Raw genomic sequence first — 20964 nt, 5'->3', positions numbered from 1 at the left:
TTGTTGTGCGCCATCAACCCGGGGTTCACCCCTTCCCCGTCTTCCCGCCCCACCCGGCCCGGGTGATGGGGTGTTCTCCCCCCTTTACCCCGGGACCGCTGCTCGATGCGACTACTCGGGGGTCACGGCGCCCAGGGCGCCTCCACGGACCAGGTCGTGTCCTCGCTGAACAGCGCGGGGTTGTCGTAGATGCGCGTACCGCCGGGGACGGCCAGCCACAACTCGGCGTTGTAGTGGCGCAGATACTGCTCGGGGAAGTTGTACGCCGAGAGCCGTACGCCGCCGTTCGCGCCGCGGACAGGGCAGAACGTGGCATCGGCTCGGAACAGATCCGTGCTGCCGGACTCCTTGTATACGCGCGATTCGCGGTGTCGCAGGTACTCACCGGGGTAGTTGCGCGACTCGAAGCTGTAGCAGGTGTTGTCGGCCAGCCCGGGAACGATCTTCCAGGTGGCGTCGTTCTTCAGCAGGGAGTCGCTGCCGCTGCCCACGGCCTCCGTGAAGACCGCTCCGTCCTTGTGGCGCGCGTACCGGTCGGTGTAACCGGGTGTGGTCACGCGCAGGGACGTGTACTGGCCGCTGGGCAGGGTGACCGGAGTGGTCGAGCCCTGGGAGGCGTCGATGAGCGCCCGGTTGGTGGCCCGGATCCTGGCCTCGTCGACCTTGACGACCTGACGGTCGTAGGTGAGCAGGCCGTTGGCCTCGTTCTCGACGTCGGTGATCTCGGTGTAGACCGACGCGGACAGGCCGCGGGGCATGCGCACCTGGCGGATGGCGTCCAGCAGGCCGGCGAGCCGGTTGTCGAGGTGGGTGAGGCTGGGCTGGTCCTCGTAGCTGAAGCCGCCGCCGGGATACCACTCGTGTCCCGCGACCCTGTAACCGAGACCGCCGAACTCGCCCAGGACGGCGGCACGGGTGGCGCTGGGCACGGTGGTGCCCGGTCCGACATAGACGTGGTGGTCGACGACGTCGCCGTTGCCACCGTCGACGGCGCCGCAGCAGTTGACGCCGCTCATGTTGTCGACGAGGCGGGAGGGGTCGTACGCCTTGACCTCGGTGGCGATGCGGGCCTGGTCGTACTGGCCCCAGCCCTCGTTCTGGTTGACCCACATCACCACCGACGGGGAGCTGCGGTGCTGGTCGATGATGCGGTCGTACTCCGTCTCCCACTGCACGCGGGCGGCGGCGTCCGGGGTGTGCTCCATGGAGGGCATGTCCTGCCAGACCAGCAGGCCGAGGCGGTCGGCGTGGTAGAACCAGCGCTGCGGCTCGACCTTGATGTGCTTGCGGACCATGTTGAAGCCCAGATCCTTGTGCTTTTGCAGGTCATGGCGCAGGGCGGCGTCGGTGGGCGCGGTGTAGATGCCGTCCGGCCAGTAACCCTGGTCCAGGGTGCCGGTCTGGAAGACGAACTTGCCGTTGAGGACCGGACGCAGCAGGCCGCCCACGCTCGCCAGGCCGATCGTGCGCATGCCGGTGTAGCTGCCGACGGAGTCGACGGTCGTGCCGCCGGAGAGCAGGTCGGCCTTCACGTCGTAGAGGAAGGGGTCGTCCGGGGTCCACAGACGGGGGTTGGGGACGGGCACGGTGAACTCGCTGCCGACCGCGCCGGTGGCCGTGCCGACGGTGCTCCCGCCTGTGGAGACCGTGACGCGGGTCCGGTGGCCGCTGGTCCCGGAACCGCGGACGGTCACCTTCAGGCGGTTGTTCGCCAGGTCCGGGACCATGTCGAGACGCGTGATGTGGGCGGGTGCCGTCGGTTCGAGCCACACCGTCTGCCAGATACCGGACGCGGCGGTGTAGAAGATGCCACCACCGGGGTGCGGAGCGACGTCACGGATGCGCTGCTTGCCCACGGCCTGGCCGCCGGTCTCGGTGGGGTCCCAGACCGAGACGACCAGCGTGTTGGTGCCGCCGTTCAGCAGGTCGGTGATGTCGTGGGAGAAGGCGTCGTAGCCGCCGCTGTGCGTGGCGCCGGCCTGGCGGCCGTTGACCCACACAGTCGTACGCCAGTCGCTGGCGCCGAAGTTGAGCTGCAGGCGGCGGCCGTTCCAGTGGGACGGGACGGTGAAGGTGCGCTTGTACCAGAGCTTGTCGTTCTGTGTGATCCTGCGCTGGATGCCGGAGAGCGCGGATTCCGCGACGAACGGGACCCGTATCTGTTCGGTGAACGACGCGGGCTGGCCGGCGTCGGCGGATGTGACGGCGAAGTCCCAGATGCCGTTGAGGTTGGCCCAGTCGGGGCGGGTCAGCTGCGGGCGGGGGTATTCCGGCAGGGGCGTGTCGGTGGGGACCTGGTTCGTCCACGGGGTGGTCATCGGCGACGGTTTCGGGGTCCACGCCTGCGGGGCGGCGGCCGCCGTGCCGGTGGCCGCCAGTGCCGTGCCGCCGACCAGCGTGAGCGCGGTGAGCGCGGTGGTGACCCACCGCGCTCGTCGTCTCAGCCAGGCCGCCGGCCCAGGGTGTGCGGGTATTCGACGCATCGTGCCTCCTTGATTCGTGGGGTGGGAGACGTGCGCGTGCAAGAGGCGGCCGGGGGAGGTCCGGCCGCCTCTCACCGGGTGTGGCGGCCCAGCCCTGTCGGGTTCTGCCGCCGTCCGGGGCTTGTCACATCAGGTGCCGTCGGCGGCCGAGCCAGGTCTGGGCGATGACGACGACGGCCAGAAAGGCGCCGCTGACGACCTGTTGGTAGGAGGAGTCGAGCGAGCCGATCTGGTTGATGACGTTCTGGATGACCTTCAGCAGCAGGACTCCGACCAGCGAGCCGCTGACGTAGCCGAGCCCGCCGGTCAGCAGGGTGCCGCCGATGACGACGGCGGAGATGGCCTCCAGTTCCATGCCGTTGCCCAAGATGGTCACACCGGACGCCAGCCAGGCGGCGTTGAGTGCGCCGGCCAGTCCGGCCAGCAGGCCGGACAGGGCGTACACGAGGATCTTGGTGCGGGCGACCGGGGCGCCCATCAGAGCGGCCGCGTCCTCGTTCCCGCCGACCGCGTACACGTGCTGTCCGAAACGGGTCCGGCGCAGGACGACGGCGCCCACGACGAACAGAGCCAGCGTGATCCACACCGGGTTGCCCAGACCGAGCGTGGTGCCCTGGCCCAGTTCGGCGAGGAAGGAGCCCTTGCCGATCAGGAACGTGTCGGCGCCTTCGTCGGTCACCGCGAGCATCAGTCCGCGCGCGCCCAGCATGGCGGCGAGCGTGACGATGAAGGGAGCAAGGCGGGAGCGGGCGACCAGCAGCCCGTTGACGACGCCGATCAGTCCGCAGACCGCGAGGGGCAGCAGCAGCGCCACCAGGGTGCCGTGGCGCGATCCCCAGGCCGCCAGCACGCCGCCGAGGGCGAACAGGGAACCGACGGACAGGTCGATGCCCCCGGTGATGATGACGAAGGTCATGCCCAGGGCGACGATCGCCAGAAACGCCGAACTGGTGGCCATGTTGCTGACGTTGTCGCCGGTGGCGAAGGAGTCGAAGGAGAACGACGCCACCAGGGAGACGATGACCAGCACGGCCAGGGCGCCGTGCTGCTGGATCAGAGCGCTCAGCCGTTCGGAGCGGGCGGAGCCCACTGGTTCGCCTCCCTGTGTCTGCTCGATGCCGGCTGTGGTCACGGGCAGGTCCGTCCTCGTGGTGCTCATCGCTTCCCCCGTCCCCGCGCCGCGTAGACCGCGGCGACGATCACCACGGCTTGCGCGATCTGTGTCCACGACGGCGGCAGATCGTGCTTGATGAGCGTGGCGGTCAGGAGCTGGATGAGGACGGCTCCGGCCACGGTTCCGGCGATGTTGACGCGGCCGCCGGTCAGTGGGGTGCCGCCGACCACCACCGCGGTGATCGCGGACAGTTCCATCAGGTTGCCCAGCGACGTCGGGTCGCTGGCCTGGAGCCGCGCGGTGGCCAGCACGCCCGCGACCGCCGCGAGGAGAGCGCTGACGACGTACACGATGATCAGCACGCGTCGCACGGGCAGACCGGCGAGTCGGGCCGCGGGGCGGCTGTCGCCGACGGCCAGGAGCTGTCGTCCGAAGGTGGTGCGGCGCACCACGAACGCGACCAGCAGCGCCAGGCCCGCGGCGATCAGGATCAGATAGGGAACGCCCCAGAGGTCGCCGGAGCCCAGCGAGGCGAGCGAAGGGTTGTGCAGGTCCTTCAGCTGCGGGAGCAGCACCAGCGCGAGGCCCCTGCCACCGACCATCAGCGCCAGGGTGGCGACGATGGGCTGGACGCCGACGACGGCCACCAGTGCCCCGTTGGCCGCCCCCACGACGGCTGCGAACAGCGCGACCACGAGCAGGGCGGGCGCCAGGCCGTAGCCGAGGTAGAGGGCGGTGACGGAGGCCGCCAGTGCCATCACGGCACCGACCGACAGGTCGACGCCCTCGGTGCCGATGACCAGGGCCATGCCGAGGGCGACGATGATGACGGGGGCGACCTGGACCGCCTGGGTGCGGAAGTTCTCCGCGGACAGGAAGTGCGGGGTGACGATGATGTTGACGACGACCAGCACCGCGACGCCGGTGTAGACGCCGTACGTCTGCAGCCACTGCAGGATGCGGGTCTTGTCCCACGCGGCGGTGCGCAGGGTGGCTTCAGCCATCGGTGGCCGCCTCCTTGACCGCGTCCCGCTCGGGGTCGCTGCCCGCGATGGCCCGCATGAGGTTGGCTTCGGTGACGTCGTCGCCGGTCAGCTCGCCGACGACGCCACCGTCCTTCAGTACGACCACGCGGTCGGACCCTTCGATCAGTTCCTCCAGGTCGGAGGAGATGAGCAGGACGCCCAGCCCGTCGGCGGCCAGTTCGTCGACGAGTTTCTGCACCTCTGCCTTGGCGCCGACGTCGATGCCCCTGGTCGGCTCGTCGAGCAGGAGCACCTTGGGGTTCATCGCCAGCCACCGGGCGAGCAGCACCTTCTGCTGGTTTCCGCCGGACAGTTCGCCCGCCTTCTGCTGCGGCGAGGACGCCTTGATGCGCAGCCGCTCGATGAAGGTGTCCACGATGCTGTCCACGCGGGCCTCGGAGACCAGGCCGAAGCGGGAAAGACGCGGCAGCACGGCGAGCGCGATGTTCTCCCGCACCGACAGGCCCGGGACGATGCCCTCGCTCTTGCGGTCCTCGGGCAGCAGGCTGATGCCTGCCCGGATGGCCGCCGGCGGCGAACCGCCTCGCAGCGGTACGCCGGCCACCGTGACATTGCCGGAACGCATGGGCAGAGCACCGGCGATGGTCTTGGCCGTTTCGGTGCGTCCCGACCCGAGCAGCCCTCCGAGGCCCACGACCTCGCCGGGACGGATACTCAGGGAGACGCCGTGCAGCTTGTGAGGGATCGTCAGGTCGGTGGCGACGAGCACTGGTTGGGCGCCTGCCGCGCTGTGGTCCCCGGTGAACTTCGTCAGTCCCTCCTTGCGGACCTCCCCCAGGTCCCGGCCCAGCATCGTCGACACCAGGGAGAGCCGGTCGAGATCGGCCAGCGAGCCGTGATGGACACGTCGGCCGTCGCGCAGCACGGTGACCGTGCTGCACACGGCGTACAGCTCGTCCAGGCGGTGGCTGACGTAGACGACCGCGATGCCGGCGTCGCGCAGTCGCCGGATCACCGAGAACAAGGTGGCGACCTCGCGCGGTTCGAGGGAGGAGGTCGGTTCGTCCATGATGACGATGCGCGCATCGGTGGCGACGGCCCGGACCAGGGCGACCATCTGCTGGGCGCCGACCCCGAGGGTGCGCAGCGGTTGGCGGACGTCCACGTGCACGCCGTAGGTGCTCAGGGTCTGTTCGGCCTCGCGGTTCATGCGGGCCATGTCCAGCACGCCGAGGCGGGTGCGCGGTTCTCGCCCCAGGAAGAGATTGCGGGCGACGCTGAGCAGCGGGATGAGGTTGACCTCTTGGTAGATGGTGGAGATGCCCGCCTTCTGCGCCTCCAGCGGGGTGGCGAAGGAGACCGTGCGGCCCTCGAGGACCAGCTCGCCGGCATCGGGCCGGTACACGCCGGTCAGGAGCTTGATGAGAGTCGACTTGCCGGCGCCGTTCTCGCCGATCAGGGCGTGGACCTCACCGGCGTGCAGGGTGAGGTCCACGTCGTCCAGGGCCCGAACGCCGGGGAAGGTCTTGCTCAGTCCACGGACGGCGAGGACTTCGGCGGGGGGTGCCACCTGTGCCTCCAGGATGCCAAGGGGTGGGGTGCCAGGGATGGGCGAAGGCGGTGGGGGCCCGGGACACCGGGCCCCCGAGGCGCGTCAGTACGCCTTGCCGATCTCGCTTTTGGCGTTGTCCGCGCTGTAGGCGCCGTCCTCGATGATGATGTCCTGCGCAACTTCCTCACCCTTGGTGAAGGTGTCCAGCGTCTGGAACGCCAGCGGCCCGAAGCGCGGATTGGACTCGATGACGCCGCTGATCCAGCCGTCCACGATGCCCTGGACGGCGTTGCGGGTGCCGTCGACCGTGACGATCTCGACGTCGCCCGGCTTCTTGCCCGCGCCCTTCAACGCGGCCACCGCACCTAGGCCCATCTCGTCGTTCTCGGCGTAGATGCCCCTGATGCCGGGCTTGGACTGGATGAGCTGCTCGGTGACCTGCTGGCCCTTCTCGCGGGCGAAGTCACCGGTCTGCTCGAACACCACCTTCAGGTTCGGTGCCTTCTCCGCGATGCGGTCCTTGAAGCCCTTGGTGCGCTCGGTGGTGACGTTGTTGCCCGCGGCACCGAGCAGGATCGCGACCTCGCCCTTGCCGCCGGTGGCCTCGATCATCTGGTCGGCGGCGCGCCGGCCCTGTTCGACGAAGTCGGAGGCGATGAAGGAGACATAGTCCTTGCACGCCTCGGCGTTGATCTTGCGGTCGATCGTGACGATGGGGACCTTCCTGGCGGCAGCGGCCTTGAGGACCGGGTCCCAGCCGTCGGAGTTCAGCGGGGCGATGACCAGCAGGTCGGCCCCCTTGGCCAGCAGGTCCTGGACGTCGCTGATCTGCTTGGAGAACTGCGACTGGGCGTTGGCCGTCAGCAGTTCGACGCCGCGCCTCTTGGCCTCGTCCTTGATCGACTGCGTCTCGGCGATACGGAAGGGGTTGGCCGCCTTCTCCGACTGGGAGAAGCCGACGGTGGCGTTCTTCAGGTCCAGCTTCTCAGCGCCGTACGCGTCGATGGTGCAGGTCTTGCCGCCCGGTTCGGGTGAGGCGACCTTCTGTCCGGCGTCGGCTGCCGACGAGGACGTGGTGTCGCTGGACGCGTCGTCCTCCGACTTCGCACAGGAGGTGGCGGACAACGCCACCGCGGCGGCCAGAGAGACGACCACCGGACGGGCGAGAAGACGAAGGCGGTGAGTGGTGCGCTGCATGGTGACCCCGATCCGAGCGACGCTGAAAGGGAACTGGGGAGGTGGAGAACGAGCAGAGATCAAACTGCAACCGAGCGCAGGTCAAGCAGAGTTGGTGCTTCTCCCCTGGCGAGAAAGGCTGTTCGACCCGCCGCACAGAGGTTTTTACATCGTTGGAAGGATGCTGTAAACCCCCTGTGCACGCTCTGCGCGCAGCGCACCACACCAAAGATCGCCGGCCACACCCGCCACCGCCCTCTCACCGGCAGCGACAGAGCCCTGCTCGGCGGTCGGCACACCCTGCGGTCAGGCACGTCGCCGGATCACCGGCACAACCGAGAAGGGCACCGCCACAGGGCAACCGACCGAGAAGGGCAACAGGCGCAAATCGCAACGTACTTCGGTCGGGCGGCGGCAGTCGGGGGACTGACGGTCTCGTTCAAGGCGCGCGTCTCCAGCGGGGGCGCGTCTGAACGCACCACGGGGCCACTGCCCTGTGAGTGCACAGGCGAAGCCTCCCGTACGAACGGTTCACGGCCCAGTCAGTCCGGCAGTCCTGTCCACAGTCGGCTCAGTCCCCGCCACCTGCCGGGAGACGGCGACAGCACATTTGCGACCGCACCGCCGAACAAGTCAGTCCTGCCTACCACCGGGGGCCGCGCGACCCAGCGTGCTCTCACGCTCCGCCAGGTGGTAGTCCGCCCAGATACGGCGCGGTTCGGGCGACTCGCCGCCGCCGAGCCGGGCGAGCACCGACTCGACCGCGAGTCGGCCGATGGCCCCCTTGTCCGGTGACACGGAAGTGAGCGTCACCGCGCCGAATCGCCCCTCCACCACGTCGTCGAAGCCGACGACCGCGATGTCCTCGGGCACGCGCAGTCCTCGTTGGTGGAGGACACGCATAGCGCCGATGGCCATCGGATCGTTGTAGGCGAAGACCGCGTCGGGACGGCGTCCGGCGTCCAGAATGCGGGCCATGGCCGCTGCCCCGTCCGCGTGGCCCCAGCCGTCGGTGGCGGCGACCAGACCGTCGTCGGTCGGCAGTCCGGCGGCGGACAGTTCCTCTCGCCAGCCACGCACCCGCAGCTGGGCGGGCTCACTGCGGCCGCGCCGGGCGCCGATGAACGCCACCTCCCGGCGTCCGAGATCGATGAGATGCCGGACCGCGGCGCGGGCCGCGGCCACGTTGTCGATGGCGATGTGGTCGTACGGCAGGTCGTAGTCGCGTTCGCCGAGCAGCACCAGCGGTACGTTCTCCGCCCGGTCGCGCAGGTCGTCGATCTCCAGCTCGATGGGGCTGAGGATGAGTCCGTCGATGACCCGGGCCCGGAAACCCTGACTCACCAGGACCTCCTGCTCGCGGCGTCCGCCGGTGTGGTCCAGCAGCACGATGAGATCGTGAGCGGTGGCGGCGTCGATGACGGCGGCCGCCAGTTCGGCGAAGTACGGATTGCCGAGTTCGGGCAGAGCGAGCGCGATGATGCCCGTGCGCCCCTTGCGCAGATGCCGGGCGGCCAGGTTGGGCCGGTAGCCGAGCATGTCGATGGACCGCTGGACGCGCTCACGCATGGCCGGCGTGACGTGCTGGTAATTGTTCACCACGTTGGAGACGGTCTTGATGGAGACCCCCGCGTGCGCGGCAACGTCCTTGAGGCTGACCCGCACGGCAATCCCTTCACAGCGTCCCGACCGGTGTGTCCGGTACGGGTACGGGGCCGTCACCGTAGGCCGTGCGCCGAGTCCCCATACTTGACTTTTACAACGTTATACAGCCGCCCTCATCGCGCTGACAAGGCGATGGCCGGGCCTGCGGCACGGGACAGGAGCTTCCGTTCGGCCGGTTGAACGCCAGGTCGGACGCGGTGATTCTCAGCAGAGTTGTACCCGCGTTCCGCTCACCGGTCTACGGGCACGCCCAGCCGACACCGTGAGCGCCCTGCATGGCCAGTCCCTTTTCCCGTGCCGGATCGGACCGCAGTCGGTCCGCCCCGCCCAAGTAGTACGGCAAACCGCGGGGCACCTCCCACCGATTACCGAGACCCACGCCCGGATCGGACCGGCGCCGTGACCCAGGCCATCTCGGACGCCACCTGGACCCAGTTCCGCAGCCTCCTGGAATACGGAGCCGCCCGGTACGGGCGGGAAGTCGTCGCCGTGGACCGCCGGCGCGAGCCGTAGGAATCGGCCTCGTTCACGACAGGAGAAAGTCATCCATACGCAAAGCCGAGGCGATTGGCAGACGTGGCCCGCGTGCACAGGAATCACCAATGATGACCTAGGTGATTGACGCCCAGGAAACCACGCCCTACCTTCTGACCGATCTCCCGAACCACGTTCGACATATCGGCCGCCTCTGCTCTTCCTCCCCTCCCTTGAGGCCGTCCTGAGGGCCCCGCACACCCCTTGGAGAACGCATGACACCCCACCCCCTCCCCTCACGCCGTCTCGTTCTCGGCCTAGCCGCCGCAACGCCCCTGGCCATGACCGGCGCGCTGACCCTGGGCGCCGGCACCGCACATGCGGCCGACTCGGCGTACGTGATGTGCTACTTCACCGAGTCGACCAGCCTCGGCGCGGGGACCGACTACGGCCTCCACCTCGCCGTCAGCACGGACTCCCTGAACTGGATGCCGCTCAACCAGAACAACCCGGTGGTCACGCCCACCGAGGGTGCGCTCGGCCTGCGCGACCCGTTCGTCCTACGCAAGCAGGACGGCACCTTCGTCGTCCTCGCCACCGACCTCAAGGGCACGGACTGGAACTACGTCAGCCAGTACATCCACGTCTGGCACTCCACCGACCTGCGCACCTTCACCGGCTACCACCGGCTGAAGCTGCACGACATGAACACGCACTCCTGGGCGCCCGAGGCGTTCTGGGACGCGGGACGCGGCCAGTACGCGATCATCTACTCCGCCGTCAACTCCAGCGGCCACAACGTCATCATGGTCAACTACACGACCGACTTCCTCACCGCCACCGCCCCGCAGGTCTTCTTCGACCCCGGTTACGACGTCATCGACGGTGACATGGCCGTCGGCGTGAACGGCGTCAATTACCTCTACTTCAAGAAGAACCAGACGCTCGTCGGGGCGCGATCCACCTCCCTCGCCCCGGGGAGCTTCACGGAGTTCACCGCGGGCGTCGCCCACGGCGGCACCGAGGCCCCGACCCTCGTCAAGTCCCTGACGTCGAACACCTGGTACCTGTGGGGTGACACCTACACTCCCAACGGCGTCTTCTACACCTGGCAGTCCACCGACCTCTCGGCGGGCACCTGGACGGCGCTCGACCAGAAGACCTACACCCAACCGCTCAACTCCAAGCACTGCGGGGTCACGTCGATCACGAGCACCCAGTACGACAACCTCGTGGCCAAGTGGGGCGCCCCCACCTGGAACCGCCTCAAGTCCTACAACCACCCGGCCCGCTACATCCGCCATTCCAACTACGTGGGCCGCATCGACGAGTACCCCATCGACCCGCCCACGGACTCCCAGTGGAAACTCGTCCCCGGCCTCGCCGACAACACGGGGGTCTCCTTCCAGTCGGTCAGCCACCCGACCCGCTACCTGCGCCACTACAACTACCAGCTCCAACTGGACGTCAACGACGGCACCTCGACGTTCGCGGCGGACGCGACCTTCTACCGCACGACGGGCCTGTCGGACGCGAGTTGGGCGTCGTTCCGGTCGTACAACTACCCGACCCGCTACATCCGCCACTCGAACTACGTGCTGCGCATCGATCCGATCTCCACAGCCACGGACCGGCAGGACGCGACCTTCCGAGTCGGTTACTGACCACGCAGGACACCTTCGCCGTCCGTGCGCCGCCGGTGCGTCTCCAAGCACCGTCAGCGGGCGGGGTTCCTGGCCAGCCGGTGACTCCCCATTCCGCACTCGAATGGACGTTTGATCGCCGTCCGCGGGGCAACTCGCTGATGTACGAGTTCGCCTCGCCGCTGCCGTCTGTGTGCCCACCTTCCAGCAGTCAGCGGGAGAGCCGGGGCGGTACATGCCTGTCCGGCAAGGGGATGACTGATGACGGTAGCGGCGCGGCAGGGTGGCGGCGGGGGTTCCAGTGGGCTCTATGACGTCCTGGAACTCATCCTCGACCGCGGGTTGGTGATCGATGCGTTCGTGCGGGTCTCTCTTGTGGGCATCGAGATACTCAAGATCGATATTCGGATCGTGGTCGCCAGCGTCGACACCTACCTGCGCTTCGCCGAAGCGTGCAACCGTCTCGATCTCGAGGCCGGGCCGCGTAAGCCCGCGGGTCTCACGGAGTTGCCCGGAAGGATGATGGAGTCGGGCGCCCGGGGTAAGACCAAAGGCGTTCTGTCCGGTGCCGCGGAGACGGTCGCCGAGGCCTTCCAGCAGGCCCGTAACCAGGGTGGACGGTCAGGGGCGCGTCGGAACGCGGATTGAGCGGTGAACGCCGAGCCGACGGAAGCCGTCTTGACTTCTTCAGTCCGGCGCTCGAAGCACTGCTTGACCGAGGCGCTCGCCGAGCCGGATTGTCCTGGTGCCGAGATCGGCCCACGAGTGGCGCGGTGACAGCCCGATGCGTGGGCGCACTTACAGATCTACGGGCCCACGCCGACATCAGGCCGGCAAACGTCGGTAGCCCGTCCCGCAATCTCCGACGACCGAGCCTGAATCCACGACGCCACCTGGGCCGGCTACGTGTCGACGGCGGAGCTGTCCAGGCAGTCGACGAAGCGGACGAAGCCGGGGCGGACGTTGTCTTCGGCCACGACGAACTCATGCGCCGAGTGGCTGCGGAGCAGGCACATGTCGTAGCGGGCGACGGTCGGCAGAGCGTTCTGTCGGCCGTCCGTCCGGTACTCGTGGCGGCCCACCAACTGGCAGGAGTCGTAACGGATCAGGGGTCCCCGCGGCCCTACCGTGTAGCGGTGAGCCCGTGCCTCGGCGGAGAAGCCCTTGAAGGAGAGTCCGGTGTCGTCGCAGTCGCTGAAGTGAATGGTGCCGCTCGTCCAGACACTGTCGATGACCTGGACCTGCGGGTTGCGCACCTCGAACCGGATGTCCTGGGCGTGGAACCGCTGCACGGAGTCGTGGTGCCGGGCGACGGGGAAGCGGAAGAACGTGCTGGTGGTGCCGTACTCCTTGGTGCTGTGCGGACGTGTGCCGGTGATGATGTACGAGCCGCCGCGGCAGGTGATCGAGCCGCCGTAGGGGAACTCCAGGAAGTTGCCCCACTCGTATTCGACCTTCATGTCCGTGAACCAGTAGTTGAGGAACTGGTCCTGGTCGTTGGGATCCGCCTGCTGCCGTTGTGAGAGGCCGGAGTAGAGGAACGCTCGGCGGTAGCTGCCGCCGACCCGGCATGCCTCCCAGCGCATCTCCGAGTTGGTGTTGGTGCCGTCCAGGGCGAGGCCGAACTCCCACTCCCCCATCCACTCACATTCCGAGAAGCGGTAGTCCTGGGCGTTGCCGGTGGAGTACGAGCTGAAGAAGGAGGCGCCTGGCGTGGCCGAGCGAAACTGGATGCGCTCGAAGGAGAGGTTCGACCAGACGTCTTCGTTGCGGCAGAGGTAGGAGCCTGGGCCGTTGTCCGGACGGAAGACGAGGGTGGTCATGCGCTTGCCTGCTCCGCTGAAGCGCAGGCCGTTGGCCGCCTGCAGGGGAGCGACGCCGTTCAGCAGCGCGTGCGGACGGGTGATGAGGAACTCGCCTGCGGGAATTTCGATCACTGTGCGTCCGACGCCCCGGGAGACCCGGGCGGCCGCGAGCGAGTAGGCGATCTCGAAGGCCGCGGTGTCGTCGGCTCGTCCGTCGCCCACCGCTCCGAGGTCGGCCACGTTCAGCACGAGCGGCAGTCGGGTGGTTGACGAGCGACTTCGCCGGGGTCCGGCGGGGGCCGGCGGTGTCGTGGGGCCGCGGTCCGCTCCGCCGACGGCGGAGGCGCTGTGGGCGGTCAGGGCCATCGCCGCGATCCCCGACGCTCCGCCACGCAGAAGTTGCCGACGGCTGACACGAGACATCCATCCTCCCCTTTCTGCCATAATCGCCTTCTTTCCAGCAATTCATCACTCAAGGACACGAATGACCGAGTTTGCTGCGGTGCTCAAGCAGCTGTCGACGGCACAGAAACCCGCGAAGGGAGCATCGCTGTACACCCTGTTCGTGAATCGCCCGGCCGGACGTTTCCTGGCCGCCTTGGCCCACCGTGCGGGGGCGACGCCGAATCAGCTGACCGTCCTCAGCGCGGTGTTCACCTTTCCCGCCCTCGCCGTGGTGGCACTGGTTCCGCCGGGAACGGCAATGGCGGTCTGCGTCGGCGCCGCGCTCGTCCTGGGGTTCGCACTGGACGCGGCGGACGGTCAGTTGGCACGGAGCCAGCGCTCCGGGAGCCCGTCGGGCGAGTGGCTCGACCATGTCGTGGACTGCATCAAGATCGTCGCCTTGCACCTGGTCGTGCTCGTGTCGTTCTACCGGTTCTTCACCCTGCCCAGCCCGCTCTTCCTGCTGGCACCGATGCTCTTCGAACTCGCGGCCGTAGTGATCTTCTTCGCCGGGATCCTGACGGAGAAGCTCAAGTGGCGGACGCCGGTTCCTTCGCCGGCGCCCTCACCTCCGGCGCTGCGGTCCGTCCTGCTTCTGCCGGTCGACTACGGCCTGACCTGCGTCAGCTTCCTATTCCTGGGGAATCAGGATTTCTTCCTCACGGCGTACTGCGGGCTGCTCCTGGCGCACGTTCTGTTCATGGGCGCCTTTCTGGTGAAGTGGTTCCGCGAGTTGCGCTGAGGCAGACCGCGGCGCTTGGTTGGTCGAGAGCAGTTCCAGGGCGGCGCGCAGCAGAGTGCTGGAGGTGTGCATGGTGTACGGGAAGTAGACGACCTCGACGCCGACCTGCGCGAAGCGCCGCTCCAACTCTTCCCACTTGGGTGTCCCCCGCCAGTCGTCGCCCTTGAAAATGACGTGGAAGCCGACACGCTTCCACGTCTTCAACTTGTCGACGTCCGCCTCCACGACGGCGTCGTCGACGTAGCGCAGACTGCGGACGATCTCCAGGCGTTCGGCGAGCGGCACGACGGGAGCGTGGCCCTTCAGGCTCGCGGCCAGGTCGTCGGAGGTCACGCCGGCCACGAGCCGGTCGCAGTGCTGACGCGCCTCCCGCAGGATGTTGAGGTGTCCGATGTGGAACAGGTCGTAGACGCCGGGCGCGAATCCGATGCGTGTCACTGGGGGTCACCCGCCAACCGGTCCTCGGCCGCCTGCTTCGGCGAGGTCACGGACACCGAGTTCGACTTGGCGGAGGCGTTCGTCCCGTCGGTCACCTCGATGGCGTACCGGTGGCTGGTCCCGGCGGGCACGGTGTCCGTGTAACTCATCTGCGGACGGTCCCAGTAGGTGGACGCCTTCTGCTTCTGCGCCACGAGTTTGCCGTCCCGGTAGATCCGATACGTCAAGGACGCGTCGTCCCGGTCCCAGGAGGCGCGCCAGGTGACGGTGACCTTGCCGGGGCTGGTGTCGGACAGTGCCAGGGCGGGAACCTTCGGCGCTCCGGTGTCACGGTTCCCGAAACGCGTCAGGCCCTGCTGCGGTGCGTCGTTGACCCGGGTGAACTCGCCGCCCGCCCACAGGACGCCGGCCGACACGGCCAGGGTACGGGGGCCGATCGCTTCCCCGAGCCCGTCGTTGGTGTCGGGGAACCAGTGCAGGATCCTGCGGTTGTCGAGCGACTGGGCCAGCAGGTGCTGACGGTCGCCTCGCTCGGGAAACCCTCCGGGCGTCTCGCTGCAGTTGTGTGCGTGCGAGGCGCTGTAGAGGACGCCCTTGTAGGGCAGGACGGACTGGGTGGCGCCGAAGCAGGTGTCTTTCCACACCATGGAGCCGTTGGCGAGACGGCCCGCGATCCGGCCGTCGAAGATGCCGGGGCCGTGGCCCTCCGCACCCACGTAGAACCGGGTGCTGTCGCGCGCGATCGTCTTGACCGACGACTGGGGAGGGAACCAGCCCGGATAGGTGAGTACGGTCTTGCCGCTGGCGGGGTCGAGGGCGACGAGCGAGCGCGCGCCCTGGCCGTTGACCGATTGGAAGTCTCCCCCGACAAAGAGCCGCCCGTGAGACGTTGCGGCCGACAGCGCCCGTACGGGCAGGTCGACGTCTGCTCGGAACGGCAGCAGGGATCCCGTGGGGGCGACGGCGGCGACCCGGTTCCTGGGCTGGCCCGCGACGCGGCCGAAATCGCCGCCGAAGTAGATCGCCCGGTTCGTGGTCTCGATGGCACGGACGGTGGCGGACACCGTCGGCTTGAAGGTCTTGCGCAGGGAGCAGCCGGCGGTGTCGAAGGCGGCCAGGTTGGCCACGCGGACGGATCCGACCTGGCTGAAGGAACCGCCCACGTACAGCACGCGGCCGTCCGGGGAGGCCTTCATGGCCCGTACGGTGTGGCTGTTGCCGGTGAACGACGGGGCGCAGGGCAACAGTTTGCCGGTTGCCGCGTCGAAGGCGGCGAAGTTGCGGCGCTTCACCTGCCCTTGGCCGGGTGCAGCTCCTGGTGGGCGGACGGTGTCGAAGGATCCTCCGACGTAGACGACACCCTTCGCGGCGGTCAGCGACCAGACGATGCCGTCCGTCTGCCAGGTGGCCAGCGGATCGGCGCTGAACGCGGGTGCGCCGTCGGCGGCGGTGGCAAGAGAGGTGTCGAGCAGGGCGGTGGCGCAGCAGATGAACGCTGTGACCGCGACCCTGGCGGCCGGCTTCGTACGGCGTTTTCTCAGGTACACGGGAGTCCCCGGATGGCAGTGGTGTGAGGGAAGCGGCGCCGCTGGGGTGATCCTGACGGTGCGAACGTAACCGTGTTCATGCGGCGCGATGCCGCAGCGCTCCGACCAGCTCGCCCAACCTCAGCAGCGTCCGATATCGGCACAAAGTAATACCAAATACACACAATCCCAAGACCATTCCCACGGCGAGTCCCGACGAGGTGTCCCCCTCGGAGAGACGGGACGCCGCCAGCACCGTCGTGACGGCCAGCCCCACCGCGAGGGCCCTGGTGTAGCCCCGGTCCACGGTGGTGAAGCCGAGACACAGCCGCACGAGCACGGCCGCCGTGAGGTTTTCCACCACGATCGCCGCACCCCAGGACGCCGCGGCGCCGAGCACCCCCCAGGCCGGCACGGCGAGGACGCCGACGGTCAGCTGAACCGTGAAAGCCACCGCGGTGACGGTCAGATGCCAACAGCTCCGGCCGGCCATGAGCAGCACGGTCTGCGCATTGCCGACGGCGACGTTGACCATGGAGGCGGCACACAGCACGACGAGCGCGAGGGCGCCGTCGGTGAACCCCGGTCCGAAGACGGACAGGATTGTCCCGGGGAAACAGGCGACGACGCCGAACAGCGGCCACGACAAGAGCACGGTCCAGCAGGTCGAGATGCGGTGCAGAGCGCGCGCTTCGGCGACCTTGTCGACGGCGAGGAGACGGCTGAGTTCCGGTGCGACGGCAAGCCGTACGGCAAGTTGGACGAGGGTGCCCGCCGTGACGATGCGGCCGATGGCCGTGTACACCCCCGCTTCACTGCTGGTGGCAAGAGCCGACAGCAGGATGACGCCGATCCAGACGGCCCCGATGTCGAAGACGGAGGACACCGCACGGGGTGCGGCGAATCGCCAGAAGGCCCGCCAGGGCACCGCCGCGCTTCCTGCCCGGCGGGGTGTGGGACGCCGGGCGCGGCAGCGGCGCAGTGCGAGCCAGGCGGCCACCGACCCGGCCAGCGACGGCAGCAGCCAGGCCGAGGCCAGCGCGGGCACACTGGGCGCACACCAGACGACGGGGATGGCGATCAGCACGCGCAGCACCGGTTTGCCGATCTGCTCCACGCCGACGAACGGCACTACCGTGCCGTAGCCCCGCGCCGCGCCGAGCAGGACCATGCCCACGGTGGCGGCGGGCAGGAAGAGTCCGAACAGCCGGATGAGCGCGGCGGCGTCCGCAGGAGGCAGCTGGGGCAGGAGGGTGGTCGCCACCGAGGGGAACAGCACCAAGGGCACGGCGGCCGCGGTGCCGGCCACGGTCGCCGGCAGGAGGGCCGTGCGCAGCAGCGCGTCCACCGAACGGCCGCCGTCGACGGCGAGGTCGCGTGGTACGAAGCGCACGAGCCCGGTGTCGGCGCCGAGCTTGCAGGTGTTGCTGAGAATGGTGAACATGGCGACGCCCGTGAAGATGACGCCCGCTCCCTGTGCCCCGACGGCCCGTGTGATCAGGCCGACGAGGAGAAACGAGAAGACGGCGTTCGCGACGGAACCCGCCATCCCCCACCAGCCGCCCCGCGCGGTGGCGGCCACACCACTGGCGGTGGCCTCGGCGCGGGGGCGGGCGGTCGCTTCGGGGGCGGTCATCGGCGAGAGATGCTCAGCGTGGCGTCCCGCTCGGAATGGTCCGTCGAGGACAGGCCGGTGCCGGACGCCGGATTGTTCCTCGGGCGGCGTAGGACACGCAGTCTCCGGCCCGCGCGCCCGGCGTCGAGCACGGCCCCAAGGATGCGTCCGCCGGAGCAGCCGATCAGCTCCTGCATCTGCCGGAGGTCCTCCCGCCGGGTGTGGCCGGGGTGAACGACCACGAGGATGCCGTCGGCGCGCTGTGCGAGGGACAGCGCGTCGGCGTGTGTGAGGAAGGGCCCTGCGACGACGACGGTCGACGCGCCGGCGTCGGCGGACTCCGTCCGGTCGAGCAGGCCGGCGGCGCCGTTCGACGAGAAGGCGAAGCGGCCGGCGACGTCGGCCTCGACGAAGGTGCTTCCGGCCGGAGGGAACCCCGTCGCCGGGGTGGGAACTTCGATGGGGATCAGGGGCAGCTGTGTGGCGAGGCCGGTGGTGTGCGCGGCGGTGTCGACCAGGAGCACGTCGCTGCCGTTGTCGGCGAGGGCGGCGCCCAGGTTCGCCGCCACCTCCTCGGCGTCGCCGACGCGCCGGGGTGCCACCACGAGCACCTGGCCGGGACCACCCGGGTCGCCGATCTGGCGCAGCCGGAATGCCAGGGCCCGGTAGGCCTCCGTCCGGGGGCTGCCGGTACGGCCGACCGTCAACAGGGCGTCGTCTCCGCCGTCGTCGGAAGGCAGGATGCCGACCACGGGAGCGCGCAGGGCACTCTGCACCTCACCGACCGAGCCGACCCTGCTGTCCAAGGCGGAGCGTACCCAGGCCAGCACGATGCCCAGGAGAAGTCCGCACCCCAGACCGAGGGCGAGCAGGGTCCGCGGCCCGGGGCCCACGGGCAGGGCGGGCGCCGTGGCCCTGCGGACGACGTCACCACCGTCGGTGTCGCGGGCCTTGATGTCCAGAACGCGCTTCTGCAGGTTGTAGAGCTGGTTCTGCGTGGCGGACTTGGCCGTCTCGACGCCCTGGGACAGCCGCTGGTTCAGCACGGCGATCTGTTGCTGCAGAGCGCGGGTCGTCCGCGCCACTGTGGCGTCGCTTCGACTCTCGCGGTCGGCGAGATAGGCGTCGGCGAAGGCGTTGGCGCCGCGCGCCGCGCGCTGGGGGGCGTCGGCGGTGAACTCGAAGCGCAGGACCTGGGATTTCAGCGGGTTGGTGACCCGCACCCGTGTCCCGAGTGTCCCGGCCTGGCTGTCGGGCTGGCCCAGGAGGCGCGCTGCCCGCACGGCGACGGTGGCACTGGCGGCGATCCGCTGCTCCGTGCTCATGCTGACCTGGTTGTCGGCCGAGACGCCGACGGCGCCGAAGGGGTCGGTGGTGGAGCGCACCAGGACTTCGCTGGTGGCGCTGTAGGTATGGGCGCGCTGCAGGGACAGGGCCAGCCCTCCAAGGACACCCAGGAGGATGCCCAGCGCGATCAGGCCACGGTGGCGCAGGATTCGGCGCAGTTGGTCGCGTAGCTGGTCCGGTTCGTCGTACCGGTCGTCGAATGGGATGGGGCCGGTCACCGGTGCCCTCCTGTTCCGGAGATGGATGCGTGACGGATGGGTGCGATCGGCGCCGCCGATGAGGGGAGCCGGCCGGTGCGGGTGCTGATGAGCAGCGGGACGGTCAGGAGGAGGGTCAGCGGGCCTGCGATGCCGAGCAGGCTGCCGCGCAGGAAGACCATCTGGTAGAAGGCGAAGGCCGGCACCAGCAGTGCCGCGAGACTGCCCGGCCGGCCGCGCAGCAGGTGGCGTACGTCGTCCACACGCCGTCCCAGCGAGCCGAGCAGACAGAAGACGCCGACCACTCCGAAGGGACCGGCCCAGAGGTAACTCTCGATCCACAGCGGCGCGGAGAGGTTGAGGAACTCGTAACCCGCGTACCGGGCCAGTCTGATGCCGGTGTCCTCGGGTTTCTCCGGCCACATCGAGCGCGGCACCATGAACAGCGGGGGGCCGAGTGCGTCCTGCGGGGAGAACCCGTTGTCCCGTGCGAAGTCGACGCCTGTCTGCACCTGCTGGAAAGCGTCATAGTCGCCGTTGGTGGTGAACTGGGCGGCGAGGGAGGTGACGGCCACCTCCTCCCGGTCGCTGTAGCGGAAGTAGTCGCTGTAGGGGAAGGCGACCAGGAGCGCCGTGATGAGTGCGGCCGCCGTGATCCGGAAGGCGCGGGGCCGGCTCAGCCGTGGCACGGTGAACAGCAGGGTCAGTACGACCGTGCCGATCCAGAAACGGGGCTTGCTGACGGGGTTGTTGACGACCGCGTTCAGTACGAGGAGTACCGGAAGCAGCAGTCGGCGCAGCACGCGGAGCCAGCGGTCGCCGCCCGTGAGACGGGGTACGTGCAGCAGTCCCAGCAGCGCCCAGAATGCGGGCACGGACAGCGACCAGCTGAGCAGTACTTGGAGGAAGGCACCCTCCCCGTCCCCGATGGCGCCAGCCTCTGTGATCGCCTGCCGGCTGGTGAAGTAGGCGGTCAGGCGACCGGGCTGACGCGCAATCAGCAGCGCCGCGAAGGCGAGGGCCAGACCGCTCAGCGCCAGCAGGCGCCAGGGCGCGAGACGGCGGGAGAGCAGCCGTTCCAGGAACCCTGGCGGTGCGGTCGCCGCGCGGGCCTGCCGGCGGCGCGCGGCCAGGGCTGTTCCGGCGCTGTAGGCGACGAGGCCCAGCTCGATGACAGCGACCGCCTGGAAGGCGGTCACCTCGCCGGTCCGGTAGGGCCAGGGGTACGTGTCGGAGGCGAGCATCGCCAGGGGCGCCAGGCCGAGCCAGATGTAGGCGAAGACCCAGAAGCCGAAGCCGACCAACCGCACCGTGGGAGCGGTGAGCACCCGGGCGAGCGCACCACCGGTGTGGGCCACGACGACGGCCTGCAGAAGGAGTGCGGGCGACATCCGCATGCCGCCCGACTGCAGGATCAGCCCTGGCAGCAGGACTATCAGGGTCACGGCCCACAGGGAGACCGCAGCCACGCTGCGGACGCGAGCGCCTCGCATCCCGACCTCTCCGTCGAGCGAATTTTCAGCCTGAAACGTCACCAAAGGATATATAGCGCTCAAGAACACAGAACTGCGCTCACCACGCACGAGACATCGGAATCGATGTATTAGTCCTCAAACATGGTCATCGAGTGATCTCTATGACCACTGGCGTGCCTTGAATCTCAAATCATGACAAATCTGCATAGCTTATCGCGCAGGTCTCCGCAGGCCCGGTGCTGGATCGGCCGTGACAGGCGGCGGTGGCCCTACTGATCACGC

Annotated in this window: 14 protein-coding genes and 1 pseudogene; 3 read left to right on the top strand and 12 right to left on the bottom strand. The window is 68.8% G+C overall.

Going from position 1 to position 20964, the window contains the following annotated elements; all coding sequences use genetic code 11:
- Positions 1-122: 122 nt before the first annotated feature.
- From ACFWJX_RS33075 to ACFWJX_RS33050, 6 genes are all read right to left on the bottom strand, one after another.
- Entirely contained in the window at positions 123-2483 is a 2361-nt protein-coding gene (locus ACFWJX_RS33075) for an AbfB domain-containing protein (protein ID WP_383250004.1), read from the bottom strand.
- Positions 2484-2607: 124 nt separating this feature from the next.
- A complete protein-coding gene (locus ACFWJX_RS33070; protein ID WP_383250003.1) occupies positions 2608-3642 on the bottom strand; it encodes an ABC transporter permease in 1035 nt (344 codons plus the stop codon).
- The gene (locus ACFWJX_RS33065; RefSeq protein ID WP_383250002.1) at positions 3639-4601 is read right to left on the bottom strand and encodes an ABC transporter permease; all 963 of its coding nucleotides are present in this window, start codon (positions 4599-4601) and stop codon (positions 3639-3641) included. Before ACFWJX_RS33065 ends, ACFWJX_RS33070 begins: the two co-directional genes overlap by 4 nt.
- The gene (locus tag ACFWJX_RS33060; protein WP_383250001.1) at positions 4594-6153 is read right to left on the bottom strand and encodes a sugar ABC transporter ATP-binding protein; all 1560 of its coding nucleotides are present in this window, start codon (positions 6151-6153) and stop codon (positions 4594-4596) included. Before ACFWJX_RS33060 ends, ACFWJX_RS33065 begins: the two co-directional genes overlap by 8 nt.
- Before the next feature lie 84 nt (positions 6154-6237).
- A complete protein-coding gene (locus tag ACFWJX_RS33055; protein WP_383250000.1) occupies positions 6238-7332 on the bottom strand; it encodes an ABC transporter substrate-binding protein in 1095 nt (364 codons plus the stop codon).
- 612 nt (positions 7333-7944) lie between these two features.
- Positions 7945-8976 (bottom strand): LacI family DNA-binding transcriptional regulator, encoded by a 1032-nt coding sequence (locus ACFWJX_RS33050; protein WP_383249999.1) that lies wholly within the window; start codon positions 8974-8976, stop codon positions 7945-7947.
- 749 nt (positions 8977-9725) lie between these two features.
- Here ACFWJX_RS33050 and ACFWJX_RS33045 point away from each other — a divergent pair.
- The gene (locus ACFWJX_RS33045; RefSeq protein WP_383249998.1) at positions 9726-11114 is read left to right on the top strand and encodes a glycoside hydrolase family 43 protein; all 1389 of its coding nucleotides are present in this window, start codon (positions 9726-9728) and stop codon (positions 11112-11114) included.
- A 240-nt stretch (positions 11115-11354) separates the two neighbouring features.
- The gene (locus tag ACFWJX_RS33040; protein ID WP_383249997.1) at positions 11355-11741 is read left to right on the top strand and encodes a gas vesicle structural protein GvpA; all 387 of its coding nucleotides are present in this window, start codon (positions 11355-11357) and stop codon (positions 11739-11741) included.
- A gap of 254 nt (positions 11742-11995) precedes the next feature.
- Here the strand turns inward: ACFWJX_RS33040 and ACFWJX_RS33035 are convergent, their stop codons facing one another.
- Positions 11996-13321, bottom strand: a complete 1326-nt coding sequence (locus ACFWJX_RS33035) for a glycosyl hydrolase family 28-related protein (protein WP_383249996.1) — start codon at positions 13319-13321, stop codon at positions 11996-11998.
- Between the two features lie 61 nt (positions 13322-13382).
- Here ACFWJX_RS33035 and ACFWJX_RS33030 point away from each other — a divergent pair, with 61 nt between their 5' ends.
- Complete coding sequence (locus ACFWJX_RS33030; RefSeq protein WP_383249995.1) at positions 13383-14084, top strand: CDP-alcohol phosphatidyltransferase family protein; 702 nt, start codon at positions 13383-13385, stop codon at positions 14082-14084.
- On the opposite strand, the pseudogene ACFWJX_RS33025 reads toward ACFWJX_RS33030, so the two are convergent.
- The 5 genes and pseudogenes from ACFWJX_RS33025 to ACFWJX_RS33005 form a co-directional block, all read right to left on the bottom strand.
- A pseudogene (locus ACFWJX_RS33025) lies at positions 14085-14522 on the bottom strand (adenylyltransferase/cytidyltransferase family protein); the annotation flags it as partial.
- A complete protein-coding gene (locus tag ACFWJX_RS33020) occupies positions 14519-16069 on the bottom strand; it encodes a fibronectin type III domain-containing protein (protein ID WP_383249994.1) in 1551 nt (516 codons plus the stop codon). The pseudogene ACFWJX_RS33025 and the gene ACFWJX_RS33020, both read right to left, overlap by 4 nt.
- 76 nt (positions 16070-16145) lie before the next feature.
- Complete coding sequence (locus tag ACFWJX_RS33015; protein WP_383249993.1) at positions 16146-17684, bottom strand: oligosaccharide flippase family protein; 1539 nt, start codon at positions 17682-17684, stop codon at positions 16146-16148.
- A complete protein-coding gene (locus tag ACFWJX_RS33010) occupies positions 17681-19228 on the bottom strand; it encodes a hypothetical protein (protein ID WP_383249992.1) in 1548 nt (515 codons plus the stop codon). Before ACFWJX_RS33010 ends, ACFWJX_RS33015 begins: the two co-directional genes overlap by 4 nt.
- Positions 19225-20676 (bottom strand): hypothetical protein, encoded by a 1452-nt coding sequence (locus tag ACFWJX_RS33005; RefSeq protein WP_383249991.1) that lies wholly within the window; start codon positions 20674-20676, stop codon positions 19225-19227. The genes ACFWJX_RS33010 and ACFWJX_RS33005 overlap by 4 nt, the downstream gene beginning before the upstream one ends.
- Between the last annotated feature and the right edge of the window lie 288 nt (positions 20677-20964).

It is taken from the genome of Streptomyces sp. NPDC058335, assembly GCF_042723915.1.
Taxonomy (GTDB): domain Bacteria; phylum Actinomycetota; class Actinomycetes; order Streptomycetales; family Streptomycetaceae; genus Streptomyces.
This window is presented reverse-complemented; position numbering and strand designations above follow the sequence as displayed.

Bases quoted from the DNA above. Each gene is read 5' to 3' on its own strand.
- ACFWJX_RS33035 (WP_383249996.1), bottom strand. From the start codon at position 13,321: ATGTCTCGTGTCAGCCGTCGGCAACTTCTGCGTGGCGGAGCGTCGGGG.
- ACFWJX_RS33040 (WP_383249997.1), top strand. From the start codon at position 11,355: ATGACGGTAGCGGCGCGGCAGGGTGGCGGCGGGGGTTCCAGTGGGCTC.
- ACFWJX_RS33070 (WP_383250003.1), bottom strand. From the start codon at position 3,642: ATGAGCACCACGAGGACGGACCTGCCCGTGACCACAGCCGGCATCGAG.
- ACFWJX_RS33030 (WP_383249995.1), top strand. From the start codon at position 13,383: ATGACCGAGTTTGCTGCGGTGCTCAAGCAGCTGTCGACGGCACAGAAA.
- ACFWJX_RS33045 (WP_383249998.1), top strand. From the start codon at position 9,726: ATGACACCCCACCCCCTCCCCTCACGCCGTCTCGTTCTCGGCCTAGCC.
- ACFWJX_RS33055 (WP_383250000.1), bottom strand. From the start codon at position 7,332: ATGCAGCGCACCACTCACCGCCTTCGTCTTCTCGCCCGTCCGGTGGTC.
- ACFWJX_RS33015 (WP_383249993.1), bottom strand. From the start codon at position 17,684: ATGACCGCCCCCGAAGCGACCGCCCGCCCCCGCGCCGAGGCCACCGCC.
- ACFWJX_RS33065 (WP_383250002.1), bottom strand. From the start codon at position 4,601: ATGGCTGAAGCCACCCTGCGCACCGCCGCGTGGGACAAGACCCGCATC.
- ACFWJX_RS33075 (WP_383250004.1), bottom strand. From the start codon at position 2,483: ATGCGTCGAATACCCGCACACCCTGGGCCGGCGGCCTGGCTGAGACGA.